General features: G+C 60.0%; 21 protein-coding genes, 1 tRNA gene and 3 pseudogenes. 13 read left to right on the top strand and 12 right to left on the bottom strand.

Annotated elements, in window-relative coordinates:
- The first annotated feature begins 29 nt into the window (after nucleotides 1-29).
- Nucleotides 30-218, top strand: a complete 189-nt coding sequence (locus tag BLW22_RS14610) for a hypothetical protein (protein ID WP_027606724.1) — start codon at nucleotides 30-32, stop codon at nucleotides 216-218.
- Nucleotides 219-226: 8 nt separating this feature from the next.
- Here BLW22_RS14610 and BLW22_RS14605 read toward each other — a convergent pair whose 3' ends face one another.
- On the bottom strand, nucleotides 227-607 hold the full coding sequence (locus tag BLW22_RS14605; protein WP_074846870.1) for a fe2+ zn2+ uptake regulation protein: 381 nt from the start codon (nucleotides 605-607) through the stop codon (nucleotides 227-229).
- Nucleotides 608-843: 236 nt separating this feature from the next.
- On the opposite strand from BLW22_RS14605, the gene pvdQ reads away from it, so the two are divergent.
- A complete protein-coding gene (gene pvdQ, locus BLW22_RS14600) occupies nucleotides 844-3,132 on the top strand; it encodes a bifunctional acylase PvdQ (protein ID WP_074846869.1) in 2,289 nt (762 codons plus the stop codon).
- A 212-nt stretch (nucleotides 3,133-3,344) separates the two neighbouring features.
- Nucleotides 3,345-3,418 (top strand) — tRNA-Cys (locus BLW22_RS14595).
- A 156-nt stretch (nucleotides 3,419-3,574) separates the two neighbouring features.
- Here the strand turns inward: BLW22_RS14595 and BLW22_RS35375 are convergent.
- A pseudogene (locus tag BLW22_RS35375) lies at nucleotides 3,575-3,724 on the bottom strand (tyrosine-type recombinase/integrase); the annotation flags it as partial.
- Nucleotides 3,720-4,448, bottom strand: a pseudogene (locus BLW22_RS14585) (DNA primase); the annotation flags it as partial. The pseudogenes BLW22_RS35375 and BLW22_RS14585, both read right to left, overlap by 5 nt.
- A gap of 201 nt (nucleotides 4,449-4,649) precedes the next feature.
- Here BLW22_RS14585 and BLW22_RS34860 point away from each other — a divergent pair.
- Together BLW22_RS34860 and BLW22_RS35595 are read left to right on the top strand one after the other, a co-directional pair.
- On the top strand, nucleotides 4,650-5,180 hold the full coding sequence (locus BLW22_RS34860; protein WP_159440247.1) for a hypothetical protein: 531 nt from the start codon (nucleotides 4,650-4,652) through the stop codon (nucleotides 5,178-5,180).
- Nucleotides 5,177-5,566 (top strand): tail fiber assembly protein, encoded by a 390-nt coding sequence (locus BLW22_RS35595; RefSeq protein ID WP_083381369.1) that lies wholly within the window; start codon nucleotides 5,177-5,179, stop codon nucleotides 5,564-5,566. The genes BLW22_RS34860 and BLW22_RS35595 overlap by 4 nt, the downstream gene beginning before the upstream one ends.
- Before the next feature lie 124 nt (nucleotides 5,567-5,690).
- On the opposite strand, the gene BLW22_RS14575 is transcribed toward BLW22_RS35595, so the two are convergent.
- Both BLW22_RS14575 and BLW22_RS35365 read right to left on the bottom strand, forming a co-directional pair.
- Nucleotides 5,691-6,560 (bottom strand): SGNH hydrolase domain-containing protein, encoded by an 870-nt coding sequence (locus BLW22_RS14575; RefSeq protein ID WP_268876190.1) that lies wholly within the window; start codon nucleotides 6,558-6,560, stop codon nucleotides 5,691-5,693.
- A 132-nt stretch (nucleotides 6,561-6,692) separates the two neighbouring features.
- Nucleotides 6,693-7,670 (bottom strand): annotated as a pseudogene (locus BLW22_RS35365) (acyltransferase family protein); the annotation flags it as partial.
- Nucleotides 7,671-7,908: 238 nt separating this feature from the next.
- Between BLW22_RS35365 and BLW22_RS14565 the strand changes: the two are divergent.
- Entirely contained in the window at nucleotides 7,909-8,334 is a 426-nt protein-coding gene (locus BLW22_RS14565) for a cell wall hydrolase (protein WP_074846866.1), read from the top strand.
- Nucleotides 8,334-8,849: a lysis system i-spanin subunit Rz gene (locus BLW22_RS14560; protein WP_074846865.1), complete on the top strand. Its 516-nt coding sequence runs from the start codon at nucleotides 8,334-8,336 to the stop codon at nucleotides 8,847-8,849. Before BLW22_RS14565 ends, BLW22_RS14560 begins: the two co-directional genes overlap by 1 nt.
- On the opposite strand, the gene BLW22_RS14555 is transcribed toward BLW22_RS14560, so the two are convergent.
- Both BLW22_RS14555 and BLW22_RS14550 read right to left on the bottom strand, forming a co-directional pair.
- Nucleotides 8,830-9,186 carry a hypothetical protein gene (locus BLW22_RS14555; RefSeq protein WP_074846864.1) on the bottom strand — a complete coding sequence of 119 codons (357 nt, stop codon included), beginning with the start codon at nucleotides 9,184-9,186 and terminating at the stop codon, nucleotides 8,830-8,832. The two genes, BLW22_RS14560 and BLW22_RS14555, sit on opposite strands and share 20 nt — an antisense overlap.
- 834 nt (nucleotides 9,187-10,020) lie before the next feature.
- Complete coding sequence (locus tag BLW22_RS14550) at nucleotides 10,021-10,305, bottom strand: hypothetical protein (RefSeq protein ID WP_065927382.1); 285 nt, start codon at nucleotides 10,303-10,305, stop codon at nucleotides 10,021-10,023.
- A gap of 177 nt (nucleotides 10,306-10,482) precedes the next feature.
- Between BLW22_RS14550 and BLW22_RS35000 the strand changes: the two genes are divergently transcribed.
- The 3 genes from BLW22_RS35000 (at nucleotide 10,483) to BLW22_RS14540 (ending at nucleotide 12,853) form a co-directional block, all read left to right on the top strand.
- On the top strand, nucleotides 10,483-10,641 hold the full coding sequence (locus BLW22_RS35000; RefSeq protein WP_162844265.1) for a hypothetical protein: 159 nt from the start codon (nucleotides 10,483-10,485) through the stop codon (nucleotides 10,639-10,641).
- A 281-nt stretch (nucleotides 10,642-10,922) separates the two neighbouring features.
- Nucleotides 10,923-11,531: a LysE family translocator gene (locus BLW22_RS14545; RefSeq protein ID WP_065927383.1), complete on the top strand. Its 609-nt coding sequence runs from the start codon at nucleotides 10,923-10,925 to the stop codon at nucleotides 11,529-11,531.
- A 314-nt stretch (nucleotides 11,532-11,845) separates the two neighbouring features.
- Complete coding sequence (locus tag BLW22_RS14540) at nucleotides 11,846-12,853, top strand: GlxA family transcriptional regulator (RefSeq protein ID WP_074846863.1); 1,008 nt, start codon at nucleotides 11,846-11,848, stop codon at nucleotides 12,851-12,853.
- Between the two features lie 767 nt (nucleotides 12,854-13,620).
- Here the strand turns inward: BLW22_RS14540 and BLW22_RS14535 are convergent.
- The 3 genes from BLW22_RS14535 to BLW22_RS14525 are packed head-to-tail and all read right to left on the bottom strand — an operon-like array spanning nucleotide 13,621 to nucleotide 16,789.
- Complete coding sequence (locus BLW22_RS14535) at nucleotides 13,621-14,880, bottom strand: FAD-dependent oxidoreductase (protein ID WP_074846862.1); 1,260 nt, start codon at nucleotides 14,878-14,880, stop codon at nucleotides 13,621-13,623.
- A 3-nt stretch (nucleotides 14,881-14,883) separates the two neighbouring features.
- Nucleotides 14,884-15,822: a dihydrodipicolinate synthase family protein gene (locus BLW22_RS14530; protein ID WP_074846861.1), complete on the bottom strand. Its 939-nt coding sequence runs from the start codon at nucleotides 15,820-15,822 to the stop codon at nucleotides 14,884-14,886.
- Nucleotides 15,823-15,862: 40 nt separating this feature from the next.
- The gene (locus BLW22_RS14525) at nucleotides 15,863-16,789 is read right to left on the bottom strand and encodes a 4-hydroxyproline epimerase (RefSeq protein WP_065927387.1); all 927 of its coding nucleotides are present in this window, start codon (nucleotides 16,787-16,789) and stop codon (nucleotides 15,863-15,865) included.
- Nucleotides 16,790-17,000: 211 nt separating this feature from the next.
- Here BLW22_RS14525 and BLW22_RS14520 point away from each other — a divergent pair, with 211 nt between their 5' ends.
- Nucleotides 17,001-17,762, top strand: a complete 762-nt coding sequence (locus BLW22_RS14520; protein WP_027606712.1) for an AraC family transcriptional regulator — start codon at nucleotides 17,001-17,003, stop codon at nucleotides 17,760-17,762.
- A gap of 633 nt (nucleotides 17,763-18,395) precedes the next feature.
- Nucleotides 18,396-20,459 (top strand): maltose alpha-D-glucosyltransferase, encoded by a 2,064-nt coding sequence (treS, locus tag BLW22_RS14515; RefSeq protein WP_074846860.1) that lies wholly within the window; start codon nucleotides 18,396-18,398, stop codon nucleotides 20,457-20,459.
- Between the two features lie 47 nt (nucleotides 20,460-20,506).
- Here treS and BLW22_RS14510 read toward each other — a convergent pair whose 3' ends face one another.
- Both BLW22_RS14510 and BLW22_RS14505 read right to left on the bottom strand, forming a co-directional pair.
- On the bottom strand, nucleotides 20,507-21,202 hold the full coding sequence (locus BLW22_RS14510; protein WP_065946925.1) for a response regulator: 696 nt from the start codon (nucleotides 21,200-21,202) through the stop codon (nucleotides 20,507-20,509).
- A 3-nt stretch (nucleotides 21,203-21,205) separates the two neighbouring features.
- Entirely contained in the window at nucleotides 21,206-22,624 is a 1,419-nt protein-coding gene (locus BLW22_RS14505) for an ATP-binding protein (RefSeq protein ID WP_065927390.1), read from the bottom strand.
- Nucleotides 22,625-22,738: 114 nt separating this feature from the next.
- Between BLW22_RS14505 and BLW22_RS14500 the strand changes: the two genes are divergently transcribed.
- Nucleotides 22,739-23,908: an efflux RND transporter periplasmic adaptor subunit gene (locus BLW22_RS14500; protein ID WP_074846859.1), complete on the top strand. Its 1,170-nt coding sequence runs from the start codon at nucleotides 22,739-22,741 to the stop codon at nucleotides 23,906-23,908.
- The last annotated feature ends 1 nt before the right edge of the window (nucleotide 23,909 follow it).

Raw genomic sequence — 23,909 nt, 5'->3', positions numbered from 1 at the left:
AATACATTCTTCCGGTTCAGGAACCCGTCATGACCCAAAAGCAACGCTTGAAATACTCGATCCTGATCGCCCTGGCGGTACTGGCGACGATGTTTGGCCTGTCCTACCTGCAGAACATCGGGTTTATCAGTGAGAAGACATTCCAGACCATCGCCATCGCCGTCGCGGTCGTCGTGGTGGTGATCAACGGCATCATGCGCCGCAAGGTCAAGCTTTAAGGTCCGCCTCAGCTTCGAGCGTCGAGTACCTTGGCAGCCTCTTCATGGAGGCTGTAGCTTTTATCCGCGTTAAGGGTGATCACGCCTTCGCTGCACAGGCGCTTGAGCACCTCGCGCACACTCAGGAACGACAACGGGATCCCCAGCTCCAGCAAATGGCTGTGCACGCCACGTACCCCCAGGGTGCGCTGGTTGTTGGCGGCGGTGAGCAGGGCGTCGATGACCTTTAGCCGGATCAGGCTGGTGCGCAGGCCGAAACACTTTAGCAGGTGGCGAATACGCTGGTTGCCTTGCTGTTCGGGGGTTTTGCCGAACGCTTGGGCGCCGTTGCCAAATTGGCTGTCGGCTGCGGGTGAATGTCCGTCCGTGGGCACTTGCGGGTTGTACATGCAAAAACTCCTTATCAGAGCCTGATCAGGAAAATGATGGCGCTCTTAGTCAATAAGACGAACGAGCGTGCAAAATCATGAAGGGTGTGATGTAGAAAATTTGTCGGTATCGGCTTTGTCACATCTGCAGCGCCTCGGATAAACCCGCTCCAGGGTTAAATTTCTCCCGGTTTTTTGCGTCTTTACGGTGGGGTGGTTACCCCTGTGAGGGTGTTCAATTTGACTGCGGAGTCTGTGTGATTATTTCCAACGGGTTGGCCAAGGTGTGCGTGACGGGGCTGTTGCTGGGGGCGAGCCTGGCTGCAACAGCACGGGAATCGACAACGCAGGCGTCGGCGGATATCCGCCGCACCAGTTTCGGCGTGCCGCATATTCGCGCCAATGACGAGCGTGGCCTGGGCTTGGGGATCGGTTATGCCTATGCCCAGGACAACCTGTGCCTGCTGGCCAATGAAGTGGTTACCGTAAACGGCGAGCGGGCCCGGTACTTCGGCCCCGAGCAGTCGACCCTGGAAGAGCGCAACAACCTGGCCAGCGATGTGTTTTTCACCTGGCTGAATACACCGGGCGCGGTGGCGGCTTTCTGGAAGGCGCAAAGCCCGCAGATCCAACAGCGCATGCAAGGCTACGTGGCCGGCTACAACCGTTACCTGAAAGAGCAGGGCGCACCCGCCCAGTGCCAGGCGGCCTGGGTGCGGCCGCTGGTGGTTGAAGACCTGGTGAAATTGACCCGCAGATTGTTGGTGGAGGGCGGTGTCGGCCAGTTCGCCGAAGCTCTGGTCGGCGCCGCGCCGCCTCAGGCCTCCGCGAGTGTGCAACCCAGCGCCAAGGCATTCGAATTGGCCGCCGCCAATCAACAGCGCTTCAGCCTGGATCGCGGCAGCAATGCCGTGGCGGTGGGCCGCGACCGCTCGTTCAATGGCCGTGGCATGTTGCTGGCCAACCCGCATTTCCCGTGGGTGGGCGGCATGCGCTTTTATGAAATGCACCTGACCATCCCCGGCCAGCTGGATGTGATGGGCGCCGCGCTGCCCGGCCTGCCGGTGATCAATATCGGCTTCAACCAGCATGTGGCGTGGACCCATACGGTGGACACGTCCAAGCACTTCACCCTGTATCGCCTGACGTTGGATCCCAAGGACTCCAAGCGCTATATGCTGGATGGAAAATCCATCCCCCTGGAGAAAACCTCGGTGACGGTCCAGGCCAGGCAAGCGGACGGCAGCGTGAAGCCGGTAACCCACTCGGTCTACAGCTCGCAGTTCGGCCCCGTGGTGCAATGGCCCGGCAAGCTGGATTGGGACACTCACCACGCCTTCAGCCTGCGCGATGCCAACCTGGGCAACGACCGCGTCCTGCAACAGTGGTACGCCATGAACCGTGCCACGAGCCTCAAGGACCTGCAAACCTCGGTGCACACCCTGCAAGGCATCCCGTGGGTCAATACCCTGGCCGCCGATGACCAGGGCCAGAGCCTGTACATGAACCTGTCGGTGGTGCCCAACGTCAGCGCGGCCAAACTGGCGCAATGCAGCGACCCGCATGCCGGCCTGCAGATGATCATGCTCGACGGTGCCCGCAGTGCCTGTGCCTGGGACGTCGACCCGCGTGCCGCCCAGGCCGGCATCTTCCCCGCCGACCAGTTGCCGCAGCTGGAGCGTAGCGACTACGTGCAGCACTCTAACGATTCGGCGTGGCTGGCCAACCCCAAGGCGCCCTTGACCGGCTTCTCCCCGGTGATCAGCCAGGACCACATCGGCCTCGGCCCGCGCGCACGCTTCGCCCTGCAACGCTTGCAATCCCTGGAGGCGCAACCGATCAGCGTCGCCGACCTGCAAAACATGGTCATGGACAACGAGGTGTACCTGGCCGGCCAGGTCATGCCCGACCTGCTGGAATTCTGCGCCAAACACCTCGGCACCGACGCGACTGCGCTGAAGTCGCTGTGCACCAGCCTCAACGACTGGGACCGACGCGCCAACCTCGACAGCGGCCTGGGCCTGGTGCACTTCATCAACCTGTTTGAGCACCTGCAGCAACTCCCCGATGCCTGGCGCGTCGCGTTCGACCCGGCCCAACCCTTGACCACCCCACGGGGCCTGGCCATCGAGCGCGCCCCCGTGGCCAAGGCCCTGCGCGAAGCCATGCTGGCCTCCAGCGCAGCCGTGGCCAAACTCGGCCTCAACTCCGACAGCAAATGGGGCGATATCCAGGTCAGCGGCCAAACCCCGATCCACGGCGGCCCGCAAGCGCTGGGGATCTACAACGCCATGCAAACCGTGCCCCGGGCCGACGGCAAGCGCGAAGTGGTCAGCGGCAGCAGCTACCTGCAGATCGTCACCTTCGACGACCAGGGGCCTCACGCCCAGGGCGTGCTCGCGTTTTCCCTGTCCAGCAACCCGGCATCCCCCTACGCCAAGGACCAGACCCAAGCCTTCGCGCAGAAAAAACTCCGCCCACTGCCGTTCACCGACGCCCAGATCAAGGCCGACCCGCAGTACCAGCAGCAGCTCATCAAGGAGTAGGGCAGACGCGCAACCCCTTGATGCCAATACGAAATATTTTTGAAATCAAGGGGTTGCAGGCAAAAGCAAATGAGTACATAATGGCGCCCATCGAACGCAACGAAGCATTAAAAACTTCAATGTATTCAATGAGTTAGAGTAGAGGCAGGGCTCTATGGCCCACTCAAGTTTTTATACGGTGAATGCCAGTGGCAAGGGCATTGATCGTTTGAGGCCGAGTAGCAAAATGGTTATGCAGCGGATTGCAAATCCGCCTACGCCGGTTCGATTCCGACCTCGGCCTCCACTCTTAAAGCCCCGTAGATCAATGATCTACGGGGTTTTTTATTGTCTGCGATTTAAGAAACGTTCCGCAACTTTTGGCATGCGTTCCGCAACCCCCTGCGATTTTGTTCGCGGCGGGGTTGCGGTTCGGTACCTGGTGGCGTGGGTGTGGCGCGGGTTATTTCGTGGGTTTTACAATCTCACCCACTCGTCGATAGACCTTCTTGGTCATCTCTTCGGTGGTGTGTCCAAGCAGGCGGCTGGCGTGGGTCAGCTCAATCTCGCTTGCCGCTTTTGGGCGGATGTCCTTGAACTGGAACTGGCGGATCCAGGTTCAGCGCACCGCCCTTCTTGCCCGCCATCTTCCGGGCCTGCTCGATCTCCTTAACCTTGTCATCAGAGATCAGCTTTTTACTGGTGTCGTCGACCCACTGTTTCGCCAATGGTTTGCCAACGCGTGCTTCAAACGCGGTTTTCTTCATCACCCGCGCCTTATCGAGATCCCACACTTGCGTGGTTCCTTCGACCAGCACGTAGCGCCGCAGTACCTGCTCATAGGTCAGCACCTCCCCCGCGCCCCCGTCAGCAGCAGGAGCGGCCTCACCGGGCGCCGCACTGGAGTTCTGCTCGCTGGCATCCGCCGATGGGGCCGGGGGAAGATCTTGTGGGGCCGGGCGCGCCGCGTGCTGCATACCCAACATGCGAGCCGCGTCCTTCACTGCCTTCGACTGGTCGCCATCGTGATCCAGCAGGCAAAACACCTCAAACGCGTCATTCTGGTGACCGTTGGCCAGCGGATCCGCGCCGTGGTGCGAATAGACCTTGCGGTCGGTGACCGTCACACCCGGTAGCCCGGTGCTGCTGTGTGGATACAGCCACTTGTTACCGCGTTTGATGTAATCGTGGGCCCGCAACAGCTCTTCAACATCGTGGCATCGGTTGAACTCATCAATCACCGACGGTTTACCGTCAGCGGGTGGGGCGCGCTTGATGGGTTTCGCGGCGGGCTTCTTCGGTTTCGGTGCCCAAGGGCACGCGGCCTCGGCGTACCGAGTGCTCGGGCAGAAGAGCGGCACCGATGAAGAGTTCGGCGCCGCAGCGGCTGAGGTTTCGGCAAAGGTTACTGATTCCCGAGTTACTCGCCGGCGGGTGATGGTGATCCAGCAGTCTGGCCAGCTTACGACTGAGCTAAGGGGGGGAAGCTTATCAAGCAATACGACTCACTCGGCGCGAAGATACCGGCGGTTTACGTCGTGGACCAGTTGGGTGACATCGAATATGACGGGACTGATTTTGTCCTGCGCGATCCATTGCCTGGCAACTCGCAGGCGACAGAGGCTGTACTCGGTAGCGTTAAAATCGCAAGCCAGGCGACTACCAACGCAGGCCTGAACGACACGGATGCAATTACGGCGCTCAAGTTCGCGACACTCCGCGCTGCAAGCACGATTGCATCCACGGCTGTGACCATGACGTCAGCAGGATCGATCTCGCTGGCAAATCCATGGGGCACCGCGCCATCTTCGATCAAACTGGTCCTGACCTGTCAAACTGCTGATCTTGGTTTTTCGGTGGGCGACCGAGTGTTTTGTTCATTTGCAGGGAGTGCCGATGATGGGACTTCTTCGACAAGCAGCCCTATCGTTGTATACGAGGATTCGGCTCACACGGCGGTTGGCGCAAGGATTGGCGCGCTTCCTACAAAAATGTCTAACAAATCGTCTGGCATTCAATCAAATTTGACTTTTGCAAACTGGAAAATTTCACTGGAGATCACGCGATGAGCGAAGTTGATGATGAGGTGTCGACACCGACAATGGTTCCGATGTATCTATTTGATGATGCAAATGGTGTATATCTCGGAGCATTCAGCAAGCCATTCCCGGAAGGGTTCCCGCCACTGGGCGCGGTTGAGGTTTCAGAGCCTCACGATATCGCGCCATCTCCTGCTCAGGTACTGGCGATGGCAAGCGCCAAGCTCGATGAACTGCTGACTACGGCGGCGCTCCGAATCGCCCCGCTCCAAGATGCTGTTGATCTCGGCGACGCGACTGATGCTGACATGGCCAGCCTGAAGGCGTGGAAACAGTACCGGGTAGCAGTTAATCGAGTAAGAGAGCAACCTGGTTTCCCAGCATCTATTGACTGGCCAGAGCCGCCAGAGAAGTGAAGTGCATGAAAACGCGATAGGGAGCAAAGGAGCCCAGCGCCCTGTACGCGAAGGCACTGCAGGTGCTTCCATGACCAGCCTGAGTAAAAAAAGGGATGCATTATTTAGCATCCCTTGGCTCAGTTTATTTGATGGACTCTATGGCCTTGGAAAACAAGGGGACAAGATATGATGCTCCGTGCTCACTTAGGTGATCGTCATCGTAATAAATAGGAAGACCATCCTTGGAGCCCTTGCACCACTTCTCATCGCAGAAGTAAGGGGTAGGATCTAATATCTTTACGCCGCACTGTTCGGCGGCTGTATCTTGAGCGCTCCGTGCAAGTTTTTGTCTTTGTGTGTATTCATCAATCGATAGCATTACTTCTGGGTTTCGGCCTAGAAGCAGGGATTTGCCCATTGATTTCGGGACGAGAACGTGCATCTCTGGAATTGGACGTACCATAAAGACCGGTCTCGTCTTAGATAGCTTGCAAGCAGTGCTAATAATTCCATCTGTTAGTTCTTTATTGAATTCCGCCGTTCTGGCCTCAGATTTTTTGCTAATGTAATAGCTTGGCTTTTTTATCTCGGCCTCAAGCCCTGTCTCTGTTGGGCCAACAAGATAAAGAGAGAGCCTGTTCATGATGATTATCGGTGCCTTGCGATCTAGATGTTCTTGCTCTTTTACAGCCCAAGAAACAAAGTCCCCGCATCGGTAACCATCAATTTTGTCGTTGTGAATTCCTTCAATCGTTGGGCATTCGCTCAAGCTCCAGTCAAGTACATATAAATCTTCTGACGGTAGAGCCTTTTCAACTGCACGCATTATCGATGCTGAGTGACTGTCTCCTATGACGATGGCCCCTAGTTTTTTATCTCCACCGTATCTGCATTGTGGTACGGGCTTCGCTCCGTCAGCGAAGCATTCGGAGAATCTAGGGTTCTTATTTTCTGATTCATGGAAGACACTATCAATATATGGGTCTATCCTGTTTTGTATCCCCTTGTTCAACCATATAACAAGAGCGGGAGCAGCTACTAGCAAGGTTGCTGTTGATAGTATAATGGCTACATTTTTATTAGTTTTATTGGTTATTTTGTTTGTCAAAAATATTTCTATAGTGGTATGCGATATGAAACCGAGTAAGAAAGATATCAGTAAGCCGAAGACGATGGCGGCAGGCTCGCTCTGGAGCTCAAGATATCTAATGAGCACAATGACCGGCCAATGCCAAAGGTAGAGTGAGTAAGACAGGTTTCCCGTCAGTTGAAAGATAGGTGTGGATGACAGTCTCGAGTTCTGCATAGCCGATATGATGACCAGCGCAGCCCCGGCTGACGGCACTAATGCCCTCCATCCCGGCCATGAGCTTGATTGATCAAACATAAGTATGGATGCTGCAATCAGTGCAAACCCCAAAACCTCCAGCAATCTTCTTATGTTGCCTGGCAGTGCTTTCGGGTCAAGAAAGAAAATTATTCCACCTAGCAACATCTCCCAAGCCCTTGTTGGAAGCATGTAAAACGATGCTGCTTGTTTTATGGGTGTTAGGTATATGCACAAGGCCAGTGAAAAAAGTAGTCCTGCAGCGGAAGATAAAAGTATTGCCTTCCTATTACTTTGCAGCTTCCAGATAATGCTTAGGGCTATTGGTAGTATTAAATAAAATTGCCATTCTGTCGAAAGAGACCAAGTGTGAAGTAATCAGTTATATTTTGAGTCTTCAAAGAAATAACCGGTCTCTCTCCAAAATTTAATGTTTGACGTGAAGGTGAGGGCGGTAATTGTATTGATGCTTAAGGTGCTATATTCACCGGCTGGCAGTAGAGACCAGCCAATAAAAACTAGTGCTGCGCACAGTGCGATTAATGCTGGTATTATCCTGCGCGCTCTCGCTATGTAAAATGATGAAATTGAAAATCCGTTTTTGCTTTCTAGTCCTTTGATTATTATTCCCGTCATTAAGAATCCGGAAATGACAAAAAAAACGTCTACGCCGACGAATCCACCGTTAAAGCCTGGAACTCCAAAGTGATACAGAACGACGCAGATAACTGCCCAGGCTCTAAGCCCGTTTATGTCGCGCCTGAACTCAGTTTTGTTTTGATTTTTAAGTGACAAAATTTGCGAATCCTAGATGCTAGTTTAAATATCAAATGGATATATGGATTGCAGCTTTCAGGCGATAGTTTGCCGATTTAAAAAGCGCTTTTTGCATGAGTTTGTGATGTCAAATAGATATTGCTCGATATTCTACAGGGAAATAGCAAAAGGTGTCATTTCTGATGCATTCAGGTTCATCTGCTTTGTGAACTCAACCCCCCGCCATTAGCGGGTATTTTTTTGCCTGGAGAAAAGCATGAACGCAAACGAGAAAGACCGTGATGTCCTGGCGCGCACGCTTTGGGGTGAGGCCCGCGGCGAAGGCCTGGCCGGACAGATCGCAGTTGCCTGGACCGTCCGCAATCGGGTGTTCGACGGCAAGGCCAAATCTTGGTGGGGCGAGGGCTATGCCGGCGTTTGCCTGAAGCCCTGGCAGTTCAGTTGCTGGAACAAGAACGATCCAAACTACGCCTACCTGAGCGGCGCTAAGCAGATCCCGGCCGCGCAGTTCGCCCAGGCGCAGAAAGCTGCTGACCTGGTGATGTCCGGCGCGGTGCCCGATCCAAGCGGCGGCGCCACTCACTACTACGCTACGACCATGCCGAAGCCACCGGCATGGGTGGCGGGCGCCAAGGAGACAGTCCGCCTTGGGCACCACATTTTCTTCAAGGATGTGCCGTGATGACGCCGGTGCAAAAGCTGATCGGCCTGGGGCTGGCATTCGTGCTAGCGCTGGCCGTTGGCTTTGGCGGGGCCTGGCAGGTGCAGGATTGGCGCATGGGAGAGAAACTCGCCAAGCAGGCCGGACTGCACAAGGATGACTTGGCCGCGATCAGCAATGCCGCCTCCGCTCAGGCCCGCGCCGAGCAGGGTAAGCGCGTGGCCACCGAGCAGCAGCTCGCCAAGCAGGACCAACAACACACCAAGGAATTATCTGATGCCAAAACCAATCAGGCTCGCCTGCGCGATCGCCTTGCCACTTCTGATCTGCGGCTGTCAATCCTCCTTGCCGAGGCCCCAGCCAGTAGCTGCAACGTGCCTGCCGCCTCCGGCACCGTCGGCGTGGTTCATGGAGCCGCGCGAGCCCAACTTGACCCAGCGCATGCTCAACGAATTCTCGCCATCACCGACGACGGCGACCAAGGACTGATCGCGCTGCGGGCTTGCCAGGCCTATGTCAGGGCTGTGGCCCCCTGAGGACTTTCAATTCCATCAACAGCCGCTGATTCTCCCTAAGTAGGTGATCGCGCTGACCGGTAACTAAATCGATGGGTCGAAAGCTCATATTGTCAGGTGCTTCATCATTCATGTCTGAGTTGCGCTCAAGTGCTCGCCTGAGTGCAGCCTCTGCTGATGCCTTGCCGGTGGCGAGCAGGTCATTCATCTGCACCAGACCGGCTACATTGGCGCGCGCCTTTCTGAGCATCGCCTCAGTCTGGATGAGCTCGTCCTCGAGCAGGGCACACTGGTGTTGGTACATTTCGAGGGACGTGGGGCAACCAAGCCACTTGGAGGTGTCTTCGTCGATGTTCATTGTGGGTAAGCTCAGTAACTGTATGCGCATACAGTAATCGAGGTTGTCAGCTAGTGCGACCTCAGGCGACGAAGCGTAGAAAATCCATTCCGCAATGGAAATTAAACCGCACGGTTTCAGCGGGCTACAGCCTGCATAAAATGCTATAGATGCGGAATAGAACTATGCATAAGCTATTGATAAAAAGCGATATTTTCGTGGATTGCAAATCCGCCTACGCCGGTTCGATTCCGACCTCGGCCTCCACTCTTGAAAACCCCGTAGATTAACGTCTACGGGGTTTTTTATTGGGCGGAAGAAAAGGCCCGGGTGCCAACCTCTCGAGCAGGCCGATCTACCTTCCTCCGCATCCGCCTGTGCAGGCGCCATTCCCTTCCCGTTGTGTACAGCGTTGTGCCGTGTCCCTCCCGCGCTCGAAGGTTTTTTCGACGAGTGACGTGTCTAGATCAAGGGTCAGGAGGCTTTTAAGGTTGTCATGGCCCGTGTTGACGACTACCCTGAAAATGTTCGTATTGTTACGAATAATTTCGGTTGTGGCTGTTTTCAAGTCACGCTACTTCAGGATGAGGAACGAAAATGTTTTCACACGAAGGTCCCGCAATAGAGCTGCTGCTATTCATTTTTGGTCTGGCGATGCTACTTTTGGTCGTTTGGTTTTTTCATCATCAATACGAGCGGAAGACGGGGAAGGGTGTTAAAAAACTACATGATCTCGACGAGAAACGCTCAACCTGACGCTGCTGTCGAATGACCTGATCGAGTCGGCTCCCGCTGGCTCGCACTATTCGCTGACGTAAAGATCGAGGGCTGGCTACGATTTCCGAGTCGAGGCCCTCATTCTTGAGCGTACTGAACTCTATCTTCAGCGCCAGTCTCTGACCTGCTGATGCGCTGCGCCTTCACTTCACCCGCGTACCTGGCGATTTTATCCCGCTGAGTTGCCAGCAACGTGCCGATCTTCATTAGCGCCAACGCCTCACTCGGCGTCCTGCTGCTGTTTGCCAGGGCTGTCAGTTCAACCACGGACCAGCCAATGACTGCAGTTGCATCTTCCAGGTCATAAAACAATTCCTGCTGGGCAGTTCTGGGTCCATCGAGGCCCTGTATCAACTCTTTCATCTACTTCTCCCTTTGGTGCTGATCAGGTAGCGAAGTTGGCCTTACTCGCATCAACGAATGACGTGTATCCACCCCAACACAAACCCTACCAAGACGTTACACGAAACTCATGACGGACTTCATTTACCGAGGTCTTACTTGACGTACACCCAACCTTGTAAAGCAGAGAGCGTTGTCATGAAGTTGAATTACCTAACCAAGGCGGCTGTTGTTGTCGCGCTGTTGTCGACCTTGTCGGGCTGCTGGATATTCATGCCGCCGGGCGGTGGCGGGGGTGGTGATCACGGCGGTGGTGGTCATGGTCAAGGCGGTGGCCCAGGCGGTGGTCCGCGTTAACCGTTAGTCAACCAGAGGTGGGCCATGAATTATGGCTCACCTCTTTTTTTGCCCCGGATAAATCCCAGGCAAAGAAAAGCCCGCGATGGGGAGCACGGGCTAAAAGGGATGTTCATTAGGAGCTGGGTTCACCATAAGGCCGCGTCTGTGAAAGCTTTGTGAAAACGCCGGAGCCATCTGAACCTGAAGTGTATGCCTCGATCCGTGCCTGGCTGTACGGGGCGCCGGGCGGCATAACCCACTACTGTCGCAGGCCTACCACACTGCTCGGATGCCGCACCATGTCCATGTCTACCAGCCTGCTGTCAGCCTTTGTGCTGTTCGCCTTCGTGTCCTCGATCACCCCAGGGCCGAATAACACCATGTTGCTTGCCTCGGGGGTGAACTTCGGGTTTCGTCGCTCGATGCCCCATGCGCTGGGGATCAGTATCGGCTTCATGCTGCTGGTGATTTCGGTCGGCCTGGGCCTGGGCGAAGTGTTCAAGGTATTCCCGTGGGCCTACACGGTGTTGCGCTATGTGGGCGCGGTGTACTTGCTGTACCTGGCCTGGAAGATCGCCACGGCGGGCGGCATGTCCGATAGCAATGATGAACACGGCAAACCCATGACGTTCTTGGGCGCGGCGGCGTTTCAGTGGGTGAACCCCAAGGCGTGGATAATGGCGCTCGGGGCCATCACCACCTATACGCCGGCTGAGGGCTATGTCACCAACGTGCTGGTGATTGCGCTGGTCTTTGCCGTGGTCAACCTACCCAGCGTGTGCGTGTGGGTCGGGTGTGGCAGCGGCTTGCGTAATGTGCTGCGCGAGCCGCGCTGGTTGAGGCTGTTCAATTGGTCAATGGCCGGGTTGCTGGTGCTGTCGCTGTACCCGATGTTGTTTGCCGGCTAGGTGCTAAACCGGCGAGATGGTCGCCAGCAGGCCGATGCCGATGGTCAGCACCAAAAAACCGAACAGGAAAATCGCCATCTTGGTCATAAGGCCTCCGAAGGAAGGGGGTGGGGATGGGGGTCATTGTCCGCCCAGGCGGCGTTTCAATACAGGCGCAGATAGCAAAGAAAAAACCGTATCAGATGCGTCGGCGAGGGTTCTGCCACGGGCTTTTGGCGCCCGTGGTTTTTTCAAGATCAGTGCCTGAGACAGCCAGCGTTTTTCCCCCTAAGATGGCGCCCATTGCATCAACAATAAAAGTGGGCCAATCCTCGATGGAAAGACGCCAGTTCAGCGGTGGCATGAAAGGCAAGAACCTGCGCTACCTCAACGAAACCTCCCAGCCGGCATCGGTCACTCGCGTCGGCTTCCTGCTGCTCGAACATTTTTCCCTGCCGGCATTCACCCAGACCCTCGACACCGTGGTCACCGCCAACCTGCTGCGACCTGATCTGTTCGCCACGCGCACCTTCGGTTGTGACGACGGGGAAGTCATCAGTGACCTGGGCCTAGTGATCCGGCCGGATGCGCGTCTCGATGCGCCCGCGCTGCAAGGCCTGGATCTGCTGGTGATCTGCGGCGGCTTTCGCACCGAACTCAAGGCTGACGACCAACTGATCCAACTGCTGCGTAGTGCCGCCGAGCAGGGCGTGAGCCTCGCGGGGTTGTGGAACGGCGCATGGTTCCTCGGCCGTGCCGGCCTGTTGCAGGGCTACCGCTGCGCCATCCACCCCGAACACCGCCCGGCCCTGGCGGAAGTGTCCAAGGCCACCCACGTTACCAGCGAGCCCTACGTGATCGACCGCGACCGCCTTACCGCGTCGAGCCCCTCCGGCGCCTTCCACATGGCCCTGGACTGGATCAAAAGCTTGCACGACAAAGCCCTGGTCGAAGGTATCGAAGACATCCTGGCCTTCGAGGAATCGCGTTACCGGCGGATCAAACCCACTGAAAACGTCAGCGTCAGCGCGCCCCTGCGCGAAGTGGTCAAGCTGATGGATGCCAACCTCGAAGAACCGCTGGAACTCGACCAACTTGCCGTCTACGCCGGCCGCTCGCGCCGCCAACTGGAGCGCCTGTTCAAGGAGCAACTGGGCACCACGCCGCAGCGCTACTACATGGAACTGCGCGTCACCGAAGCACGCCGATTGTTGCAGCACACCGAACTGTCACAGGTGGAGGTGCTGGTGGCGTGCGGGTTTGTCTCGCCAAGCCATTTCAGCAAGTGCTACAGCTCGTATTTCGGATATCGCCCCTCCAAGGAGAAGCGGTTGGTCAAGTAAGGTGCGAAGAAATCCAAGGCATGGCGGATGCCCTGTTGGCTGCTTCGACCGGTAATCTCGTTCAGTGAAGTCAGTACAAATACGGGAGGTCCCGCTGAATCTTCGGCTTAGCGCTGTCGCACAGCAAACGGTAACCCCCGTGGCGAGGGAGCTTGCTCCCGTTGGGCCGCGAAGCGGCCCCAAAAAGGGGACTGCTGCGCAGTCCAGCGGGAGCAAACTCTTATAAAACTTAAAATAACTTAATGATTTTAAAGGGTTAAATTTTCACACTGAAGTCTTGAGCCCTGCATAAATAATTTCAGGCGAGCGCATTCTTGTGGTGAGCGGGCTTGCTGTGGTGAGCGGGCTTGCCCCGCGCTGGGCTGCGAAGCAGCCCCAATCAGGCTCCCTGTGTTCTGTCAGGTAAACCGCAGCGCCTGGTTTTGGGTCTGCTGCGCAGCCCAGCGCGGGGCAAGCCCGCTCGCCACAGGTTAGGAGTAGTCCTCGATCACGTGGGGCGTGGAGGTGCAATCTCGAATGGGTTATCGGGTGAGCCTGCGCAAGCTTATTGTGGTGAGCGGGCTTGTCCCGCGTTGGGCTGCGCAGCAGCCCCAAAACCAGGCGCAGAGGAGTGTCTGCTACACCACATTTGTCTTCATCAGGGGCGCTTCGTACCCCAACGCGGGCGGTGCGACGATTCGACAAGCCCGCTCGCCACAGAGGTCCCAGTTTGCTGCGCGACAGCGCGGCGCCGAAGACGGGGTGGGGCCTCCCTCACCACAAGAACCTCAAAACCGCCCCAGTCGATACGGCCCTAGCGCCGGCAACCCCGAAAACGCAGGCGCCCCCGACGCCAATTGCCCCACCATCTCCGCCGTCACCGCCGCCTGGGTCAGCCCCAGATGCTGATGCCCGAACGCAAGCAGCACCTTCCCGTCACACACCCGATCAATAATCGGCAGCGAATCCGGCAGCGACGGTCTGAAGCCCATCCACGGGGTCGCGTCCTCTGCACTCAAATCCTCACGAAACAACCCCTGGCTCAACCGATGCAACTGCCACGCCCGCGCCATGTTCGGCGGGCGGTCGAGGCCGGCGAATTCCACGGTGCCGGCCAGGCGCAGGCCGCCTGTCATGGGTGTCATGATGAACTTGCGCTCCAGGGACGTGACGGCAAACGGCAGGCGCTGATGTTCATGGGGCAGCATCAGGTGATAGCCGCGTTCGGTATCCAGCGGGACTTTTTTGCCGGTCAGGGCGGCGGTGAGTCTGGCCGAGTGGGCGCCACAGGCGATCAGCACCTGGCGGGCGGCAAAGGTGCCTTGATCGGTGCTCACGGTGACGCCATCGCCTTCAACCCGCGCATCCAGCACCTGGTGTTGGAGGAACTGCACGCCACTGGCCTTGGCCGCCTCCACCAATTCGCAGACCAATCGGTAAGGGTCGAGGAAGTGCCCTGTTCGCGGGAAAAACAGGCCGCCCTGGATCTGGGCGCCCAATTGCGGGGCAATCCCTCGAATGGCATCCGCCGACCAGAAATCCACCGGCACGTTTTGCGCCTGCACGCGCCGTTGCAAGCCATCGATGGCCGCGCGGGAGTCTGAACGTTCGAACACCAGCAGCGAGCCATCTTCGCGCAACAGCTCCGGGCGCTGAATACTGGCCAGCAACCGTTGCCAGGCGCCAAAGCTCGCTTCATTGAGCGCGCGCAGACCCGTCACCGTGCCCTGGTAACTCGCCGGGCGCAGGTTCAGCAGCAGGCGGATGAACCAGGGCAGGGCGCGTGGCAGGTATTTCCAGTCCAGGCGCAGCGGGCCCATGGGGTCCATGAGCATGGCGGGCAAGCGCTTGAGGATCGACAGGTCGGCGATCGGGAACACTTGCTCGGTCGCCAGGTGCCCGGCGTTGCCGTAGGAGGCGCCCATGCCGGGCGCCTGCTGGTCGATCACCCGCACTTTCCGCCCCTGGCGCGCCAGCTGCAGGGCGCAGGCAACGCCAATGATGCCGGCTCCGATTACGGCGATATCCGCGGGGTCAGGGTCGTGCATCAGCTACGCCTCTCTCGACCAGTTGGCATACCACTGGCGAAACAGCGCGTACTGGGTTTCGGCGTAACGCCGCTGGGCATCGCTGAGCACGTCGGTCTCGTTGAAGTGCAGGGCGTAGCCCGTGTCGCCGTTAAGCACCATCAGGTGCTTGTAATACAGCACCAGGTCACAGCCTTCATCGAAGGAAGACAACACCGCCAACGCCGCTTCCAGTTCCCGCGCCAGGCGCCGGGCCTTGGCATCGCCCTTGGCGGCTTGCTTGCTCAGGGCCACCAGGTGCAGCACTTCGCGGGGCAAGGCATTGCCGACGCCGGTGATCGCGCCTGTGGCGTTGCAGTTGACGAAACCGTGCACCACCTGGGTATCGACGCCGACCATCAGGGTCACGCTGTCGTCCTGGGAGGTGATGTGCTCGGCGGCATAGCGCAGGTCGGCAGCGCCACCGAACTCCTTGAAGCCGATCAGGTTCGGGTGTTCGCGACGCAGTTCGAAGAACAACTCCGCGCGAGTGGCGAAGCCGTAGTAGGGGCTGTTGTAGATCACCGCCGGCAGGTTGGGCGCGGCCTTGAGGATCGCCGAGAAATGCGCCTTTTGCGCGGTGGCCGAAGCACCTCGGGACAGCACGCGCGGAATCACCATCAAGCCCTGGGCGCCGACCTTGGCCGCGTGGGCGGCGTGGGCCACCGCCTCGCGGCTGTTCACCGCGCCGGTACCGACAATGGTCGGCACGCCGGCCGCCACCAGGCGCGCCACGCCTTCCTGGCGCTCGGCTTCGGTGAGTAACGGCCAGTCGCCCATGGACCCGCAATACACCACGGCGCTCATGCCGATATCGATCAACTCGCGGCCCTTGGCGACCAGCGCGTCGAAGTCCGGCTTGCGCGCGGCGGTGCATGGGGTCATCAGCGCGGGGACGCAACCGGTGAAGATGTTGTCGCTCATTGTCCTGGCTCCTTGCAGCGTTCAATCAAAGGGGTTGGGCTCAGATGCCCCAGGCAAACGGGTCTTGCTCGTCGATCAGCAAGGTGCTGTCGGCGGTCATGTAGGCGCGGCCGGTGACGAAGGGGATGACACGTGTGCCGTCCCATTCATATCGGCCTTCGAAGCGGCTGCCGGTGATGCTGGCTTGTACCCAGGTATCACCGGGGGCGAGTTTCCCATCGGCGGCCAGGCACGCCAGCTTGGCGCTGGTGCCGGTGCCGCAGGGCGAGCGGTCGTAGGCTTTGCCAGGGCACATGACGAAGTTGCGGCTGTCGGCGTGGGCGTCGTCGGCGAACAGTTCGATATGGTCGATCAGGGCGCCGTCTGCGCCGTGGATGCCCTGGGCCTCGAGGGCCTTGAGCATCGCCCAGGTGTAGTCGGTGAGAGCATCGACGTTGCTCATCTCCAACGCCATGCCATGCTCGCAGACCAGGAAGAACCAGTTGCCGCCCCAGGCAATATCGCCCTGGACTGCGCCATGGCCCGGTACATCCACCGTCACCTGCTGGCGATAGCGATAGGCAGGCACGTTGCGCAGGGTCACGGCACCGTCGTCGTGCAAGGTCGCGGCCACCGTCCCCACCGGGGTGTCGAGGGTGTGCACGCCCGGCTGGATAAGCCCCAAGTGCTGCAGGGACGCCACCAGGCCGATGGTGCCGTGGCCGCACATGCCCAGGTAACCGGCGTTGTTGAAGAAGATCACCCCGCAGGTGGCGCCCGGGGTGACGGGCGCGCAGTACAGCGCCCCCACCAGTACGTCATTGCCACGGGGTTCCAGCAAGCAGGCGCGGCGCCATGGGTCGTGCTCCGTGCGCAGGTTTTCCAACTGGTCGGCGATGCTCGCGCCCTTGAGCGCGGGGAAGCCGGTCATCACCAGGCGCGTGGGTTCGCCGCCGGTGTGGGAGTCGATCACATGCAGTCGCTTCATAACGTGCTCCATCAATAAGAGCTGTGGGCTGCCTTCTTGTGAGTGTAGGGATAGGCATGCAGTGGCCCTATCGTGAACGCGCAGGCTGGGCGGCGATTGATGTTTTTTGCCGACATCGATGACGAAATCAGCACAGTTCGCCCTGCTCGACAGCACCCCAGGCATGGGGCAATCTGCTTGCCATCAAGGTGACAGCCGGGGAGAGACACTCATGCTTCAACGCGCGTTTGCGAGCCTTTGCCAAGGGGCCAGCCCTCCCCACAGCATCGAGCAGCTACTGGCCGGTGTGGCGCAGCTGCTGCCAATGCTCGACGTGATCCCCAATGCCGCCATCTTCATCAAGGACCTGGAGGCCCGTTACGTCCTCGCCAACCGCACCCTGGTGCAGCGCTGCGGCCTCAAGCAGCTGCAACCATTGCTGGGCAAGACCAGCGCCGACGTCTTTCCCGCACCATTGGGACCGGGCTACACCGAGCAGGACCGGCGCGTGCTGCAGCAAGGTTTTGTGCTGGAAGACCAACTTGAACTGCACCTGTACGGCAGCCGCGAACCCGGCTGGTGCCTCACCCACAAATGGCCGCTGTACAACCACGAAGGCCGCATCATCGGCCTGGCCGGGATCTCGGTCGACCTGCAATCGGCCAGCCAAACCCACCCGGCCTACCAACGCCTGGCCGCTGTGGACGAGCATATCCGCACGCACTTCAACCGCCGTGTCACCCTCGGCGAACTGACGCGCATCGCCGGGATTTCCGTGGCGCAACTGGAGCGCTACTGCAAGCGCGTGTTCCACCTGACACCCCGGCAGATGATCCAGAAAGTACGCTTGGAACACGCCCATCGGTTGCTGCACAGCGACATGCCGATTACCGAGGTCGCGCTGCAGTGCGGCTATACCGACCACAGCGCGTTCACCCGGCAGTTCAAGGCATCGACGGGGTTTACGCCTAGGCAGTATCGGGAAACCTGCTGAGAGCCCGACTCGATTCCCTTGCTGTCGAGCCTTGGCGAGGCTGCGTCAGGCGCGCTGCCGACTCAAGCTCGAGCCGCGGCCGACGCAGCCTCGCCGGGGCTCGACAGCTGCTACGAAAACCAATCCACCTCACGGCCCCACCCCCGTAGCAGCTGCCGAGCGCAAGCGAGGCTGCGTCAGGCGCGCTGCCGATTCAAGTCCGAGCCGCGGCCGACGCAGCCTCGCCGGGGCTCGGCAGTTGCTACGAAAACCAATCCACCTCACGGCCTCACCCCCGTAGCAGTTGCCGAGCGCAAACGAGGCTGCGTCAGGCGCGCTGTCGACTCAAGTCCGAGCCGCGGCCGACGCAGCCTCGCCGGGGCTCGGCAGCTGCTACGAAAACCAATCCACCTCACGGCCCCACCCCCGTAGCAGCTGCCGAGCGCAAGCGAGGCTGCGTCAGGCGCGCTGCCGACTCAAGCTCGAGCCGCGGCCGACGCAGCCTCGCCGGGGCTCGACAGCTACGGATTTGTGCGGTGTTGGACAAGACGGTATCTACACCCGTTCAGGCACGCCACATTGCAATGCAACGAATGGCCCACCGAGCCCTCATATGTTCACGAGTAATGTTTAACCACGACAGGTACCAAGCTTATGACCGCGGCTGAAAACAACCATGTGAACTGGCTGGTGGAACAATCGATGCTGCACGCGGCACGCCAGCGCGCCAAGCTCTATTCGGGCCAGGGCCGGTTGTGGCAACAGCCGTATGCGCAGACCCGGCCCCGTGATGCCTCGGCCTTGTCGTCGGTGTGGTTTACCGCCTACCCGGCGTCGATTGTGACGCGCGAGGGCGGTACGGTGCTGGAGGCGTTGGGGGATGAGACGCTGTGGCATGCACTGTCGAAAATCGGCATCCAGGGCATCCATAACGGCCCGCTGAAGAAATCCGGTGGCCTGACCGGCACCCGGCACACGCCGACCATCGACGGCAATTTCGACCGCATCAGCTTCGAGATCGACCCGCAGTTGGGCACCGAGGCGCAGTTGCAGGCGTTGACGCGCATGGCAGCGGCGCACAATGCGGTGATCATCGACGACGTGATTCCGTCCCACACCGGCAAGGGCGCGGACTTTCGCCTGGCGGAGATGGCCTACGAGGATTACCCCGGCCTTTACCATATGGTGGAGATCCGCGAGGAAGACTGGCCGCTGCTGCCCGACGTGACCGAGGGTCGTGATGCGCAGAACCTCAGCCCGGCCCAGGTGGACGCCCTGCGCGACAAGCACTATATCGTCGGCCAGTTACAGCGGGTGATCTTCTTCGAGCCCGGCGTCAAGGAAACCGACTGGAGCACCACGCCGGTGGTCATCGGCGTGGATGGCAAGCCGCGTCGCTGGGTGTACCTGCATTACTTCAAGGAAGGCCAGCCGTCGCTGAACTGGCTCGACCCGACCTTCGCCGCGCAGCAGATGATCATCGGCGACGCCTTGCACGCCATCGACGTGATGGGCGCGAAGATCCTGCGCCTGGACGCCAATGGTTTCCTCGGCGTGGAACGCACCCTCGATGGCACGGCCTGGTCCGAGAGCCATCCGCTGTCGATCACCGGCAACCAACTGCTGGGCGGGGCGATTCGCAAGGCCGGTGGTTTCAGCTTCCAGGAGTTGAACCTCACGGTGGATGACATTGCGTCGATGTCCCATGGCGGCGCCGACCTGTCCTATGACTTCATCACCCGCCCGGCGTACCAGCACGCGCTGTTGATGGGCGATGCCGAATTCCTGCGCCTGATGCTGCGCGAAATGCACCGCCAGGGCATCGACCCCGGCTCGCTGATCCATGCCTTACAGAACCACGATGAGCTGACCCTGGAGCTGGTGCACTTCTGGACCCTGCATGCCCACGACACCTTCCTTTACCAGGGGCAGACATTCCCCGGCAATATCCTGCGCGAGCACATCCGCGAGCAGATGTACGAACGCCTGGCCGGCGAGCATGCGCCGTATAACCTCAAGTTCGTGACCAATGGCGTGTCCTGCACCACCGCCAGCATCATCACGGCCGCGCTGGGCATTCGCGACCTGGAGGCGATCAGTGCTGCCGACATTCAACAGATTCGCCAGATCCATTTACTGCTGGTGATGTACAACGCCATGCAGCCCGGGGTGTTCGCCTTGTCCGGCTGGGACCTGGTAGGCGCGCTGCCGTTGGCCGCCGAGGAAGTCGCGCACTTGATGCAGGATGGCGATACCCGCTGGATTCATCGCGGCGCCTACGACCTGGTGGACCTGAACCCGGACGCAGAATTGTCGGCCGGCCAGATGCCGCGCTCGAAAAGCCTCTACGGCAGCCTCAACAGCCAGTTGCAGGACCCGGACTCGTTCGCCTCGCAACTGCAAAAGATCCTCGCCGTGCGCCGCGCCTACGACATCGCCGCCAGCCGCCAGATACTGGTGCCCGACGTGCAGAACCCCGGCCTGTTGATCATGGTCCACGAATTGCCGGCCGGCAGAGGCACGCAAATCACCGCGCTGAACTTCGGCGCCACGCCGATCACCGAAACCCTGAACCTGCCGGATATCGCGGCGGGGATGGTGGTGGACATCATCAACGAACGGGTGGAGGGCGACCTGACGGCGGAGGGCGAGTTCACCATTACCCTGGATGCGTACGAGGGGTTGGCGCTGCGGGTTATCAGCAGCACGCCGATGTAACCTCAATCTTCCAAGCACCGAAGAACCCAATGTGGGAAGGGGTGTTGTCAGGCCTGTGGCTGCTTTTCAGCCAACTGAAACCGATACCCCACCCCATACAACGACTCAATCGGCGTTTCCCCCGGGCATACCTGTTCCAGCTTGCGCCGCAGGTTGCGGATATGGCTGTCCACCGTGCGGTCGGTGACCACGCGGTGGTCGGAGTAGAGGTGATCCAGCAACTGGTCGCGGGAAAACACGCGGCCGGCGGCGCGGGCGAAGGTGTTGAGCAGGCGCAGTTCCAGGGGCGTGAGGTCCAGCGCGATGCCGTCCAGCGAGGCCTGGTAGCGGGCTTCGTCGATCAGCAGGCGCGGCGCGCCGGTGCCGAGCAGCTGCGGGCTGCGGCGCAGGATGGCCTTGACCCGGGCCACCACTTCACGGGGGCTGAAGGGTTTGCAGATGTAGTCGTCGGCGCCCACTTCCAGGCCGAGCAGGCGGTCCACTTCTTCGACACGGGCGGTGATCATGATGATCGGCACCGCGCTGAAACCACGCAGGTCCTGGCACAGCTGCATGCCGTCACGGCCGGGCAGCATCAGGTCGAGCAGGATCAACCTGGGCTCGTGGGCGCGCACGGCGGGCACCACGTGCAGGCCATTGTCCAGGCACCGGGTGGTATAGCCGGCGGCCTCCAGGTAGTCGCGCATCAGGGCGGCGAGCTTGGGTTCGTCTTCGACGATCAGGATCGGCGGTTCATCGTGCATGGTTCACAGGCTCCGGGGCAGGCGCAGGGTCAGCCACAGGCCGCCGTAGGGCGAGTGGTCGGCAACCAGGCTGCCATCGTGGGCGTTGGCGATGCTGCGGCAGATTGCCAGGCCCAGGCCGGCGCCGCCATGCTCGCGGTTGCGCGATGACTCGCCACGGTAGAACCGCTCGAACAAGCGTGGCAACTGGCTTGCGGACACGCCCGGCCCGGAGTCGAGAAAGTCGATACGCACCGTGTCGCGATCGCCCCCCACACTGATGCGCAACCTGCCATTGACGTCGGTGTAGCGCAGCGAATTTTCCAGCAGGTTGGAAAACAATTGCTGCAGCCGACTGGCATCCGCCAGCAGCTCCACGGGCTCGCGCGGCAGCTTCAGGTCGAGCTGCAACTGGCGGGCGGTGAAACGCTCCCGGTAGATCGCCAGGCTGTTTTCGAGCACGTCGTTCAGCAGGCATGGGGCCTTGCGGTAGGTCAGGGCGCCCACGTCCGCCAGCGACAGTTCATACAGGTCATCCACCAGCTTGCTGAGCATGCTGACTTCGCCTTGCAGCGACTTCATTGAGCTTTGATCCAGGCTGCGCACACCGTCCTCGATCGCCTCCAGCTCGCCCCGCAGCACCGACAGCGGTGTGCGCAGTTCGTGGGAGACATCAGCCATGAACTCCCGGCGCATTTTTTCGTTGCGCTCCAGGGTATAGGCCAACTGGTTGAAGTCGCGGGCCAGTTGGCCGACTTCGTCGTGGGAGGCCACGGCCACGCGGCTGCTGTAGTCGCCGCTGGCCAGGCGGTGGGTGGCGGCGGCCACGCGCTTGACCGGCTCCAGCAGCGTGCGGGCGATCCACCAGGCAATCAGCATCGCCAGCAGCAACGAGAACACGCCCATCACCAGGCTGGTGCGCAGCTGGTATTGCTGGAAGCGTTCGCCACCGGCCTCGGTCACGCTCTGGAACGGGGTCACGGCCAGCCAGCCCACGGTTTCGCCCGCGACCACAATGGGGCTCACCAGCGCATCCTCACCAATCGCGGTGTAGCCGGTGACGCGCTTGCGGTCCTTGTCGAGCAGGGCGATGCGAAACAGCGCACCCGTCAAGTCCGAGGCCAGCGGTGTACGCAGGTCATGGGTGACCCGTTCTTCGTCGGGGTCTGGGCGCATGATGTCGAACCAGCGATCCGGGCGGTTGCGCATGAACGCCCAATTGCCTTCGCGCGCATAAGCACTGGCCAGGCGCGGCACCACTGTGGCCATGCGCTCCAGCGCCTGTTCATTGATATAGCCAAGAAACCCGCGGCCAAAACTCCAGCCGGTGGCCAGGCCCATGCTGAGGATGACCAGCAGCACACCGGCCGATACGGCGACAAACAGTTTGGTGGAGATACTCAACTTCATGAACAAGGGCCGTAAAAGAGTGGACCCGCCCATTTAGGGCTCCATGGAGGAAAGATTCAACCGAGGCGGGCAATCTTCAATTTTCCTGCACATTTGCCGAGCAGCATGACGGTAAGGCTTGCACCACCCCGTCTTGCAGAGGCAACTATGTCGACCAAACTTTTCGCCAAATACCTGGTAACCGCCGCGGTTCTCCTGTCGTTCGTCATTCTGGTGCTGCTTGGCGGCTGCTCGGCCGGCGACCCTGCGCCGGCAGTCGCCACCCCCGTGGTCTCGGTGATCACTGTGCAGCCCAAGCGCCAGGTCATGACCACTGAGCTGGCCGGGCGCACCCAGGCGTTTATGGTCGCCGAGATTCGCCCGCAGGTCGGCGGTATCGTGCAGCAGCGCCTGTTTGTCGAAGGCGCCGAGGTCAAGGCCGGGCAGGCGCTGTACCAACTGGATGCGGCACCCTACAAGGCGGCATTGGCTGAGGCCCAGGCGAGCCTGGCCAAGGCGCGCGCCACCTTGAAGTCGGCACAGACCACCGCCGCGCGTAACGCCCGGTTGGTGAAGATCGACGCCATCAGCCAGCAAACCAACGAAGATTCCCAGGCCACCGTGCTGACCGCCGCCGCTGACGTCCAGGTGGCCCAGGCCGACCTCGACACTGCCCGCATCAACCTGGCCTACACCCGCATCAGCTCGCCGGTGGCCGGGCGTATCGAGACGTCCACGGTCACCCCAGGCGCACTGGTGGTGGCCAACCAGGACACCGCACTCACTACCGTGCAGCAACTCGACCCGATCTATGTGGATGTGACCCAGTCCACCACTGAATTGCTCGCCCTCAAGCGCGACCTGGCCCGTGGCGTGTTGCAGGCCAACGGCGACGGCGAGGCCCGCATCAGCCTCAAACTGGATGACGGCAGCACCTACAACCACGACGGCCGCCTCAAGTTCAGCGGGGTCAGCGTCAACCAGGGCACCGGCACCGTGACCTTGCGTGCGGTGTTCGACAACCCCGAGCATGTGCTGCTGCCCGGCATGTACGTGCGTGGCGTGTTGGAGCAGGCCCGGGATGACCAGGCGATCCTGATCCCGCAAAAAGCCGTAAGTCGCAGCGCCAGCGGCGTGACCTCGGTGTTGCTGGTGGTTGACGGCAAGGTCGAGCAACGCGTGCTCAGCGTTGACCGCGCCGTGGGCAACCAGTGGTGGGTGACGGCGGGTTTGCAGGCCGGTGACCAGGTGATCGTCGAAGGTGGCCAGAAAGTCCGCATCGGCGCCGTGGTCCAGACCCAGGCCGCCGATGCCGGCGCCCTGGCGCAGGAGGGTTGAA

It is taken from the genome of Pseudomonas marginalis (assembly GCF_900105325.1).
In the GTDB taxonomy this organism is placed as follows: domain Bacteria; phylum Pseudomonadota; class Gammaproteobacteria; order Pseudomonadales; family Pseudomonadaceae; genus Aquipseudomonas; species Aquipseudomonas marginalis.
Note: the sequence above shows the minus strand (reverse complement) of the source record. Positions and strands in the feature narration are given on the sequence as shown.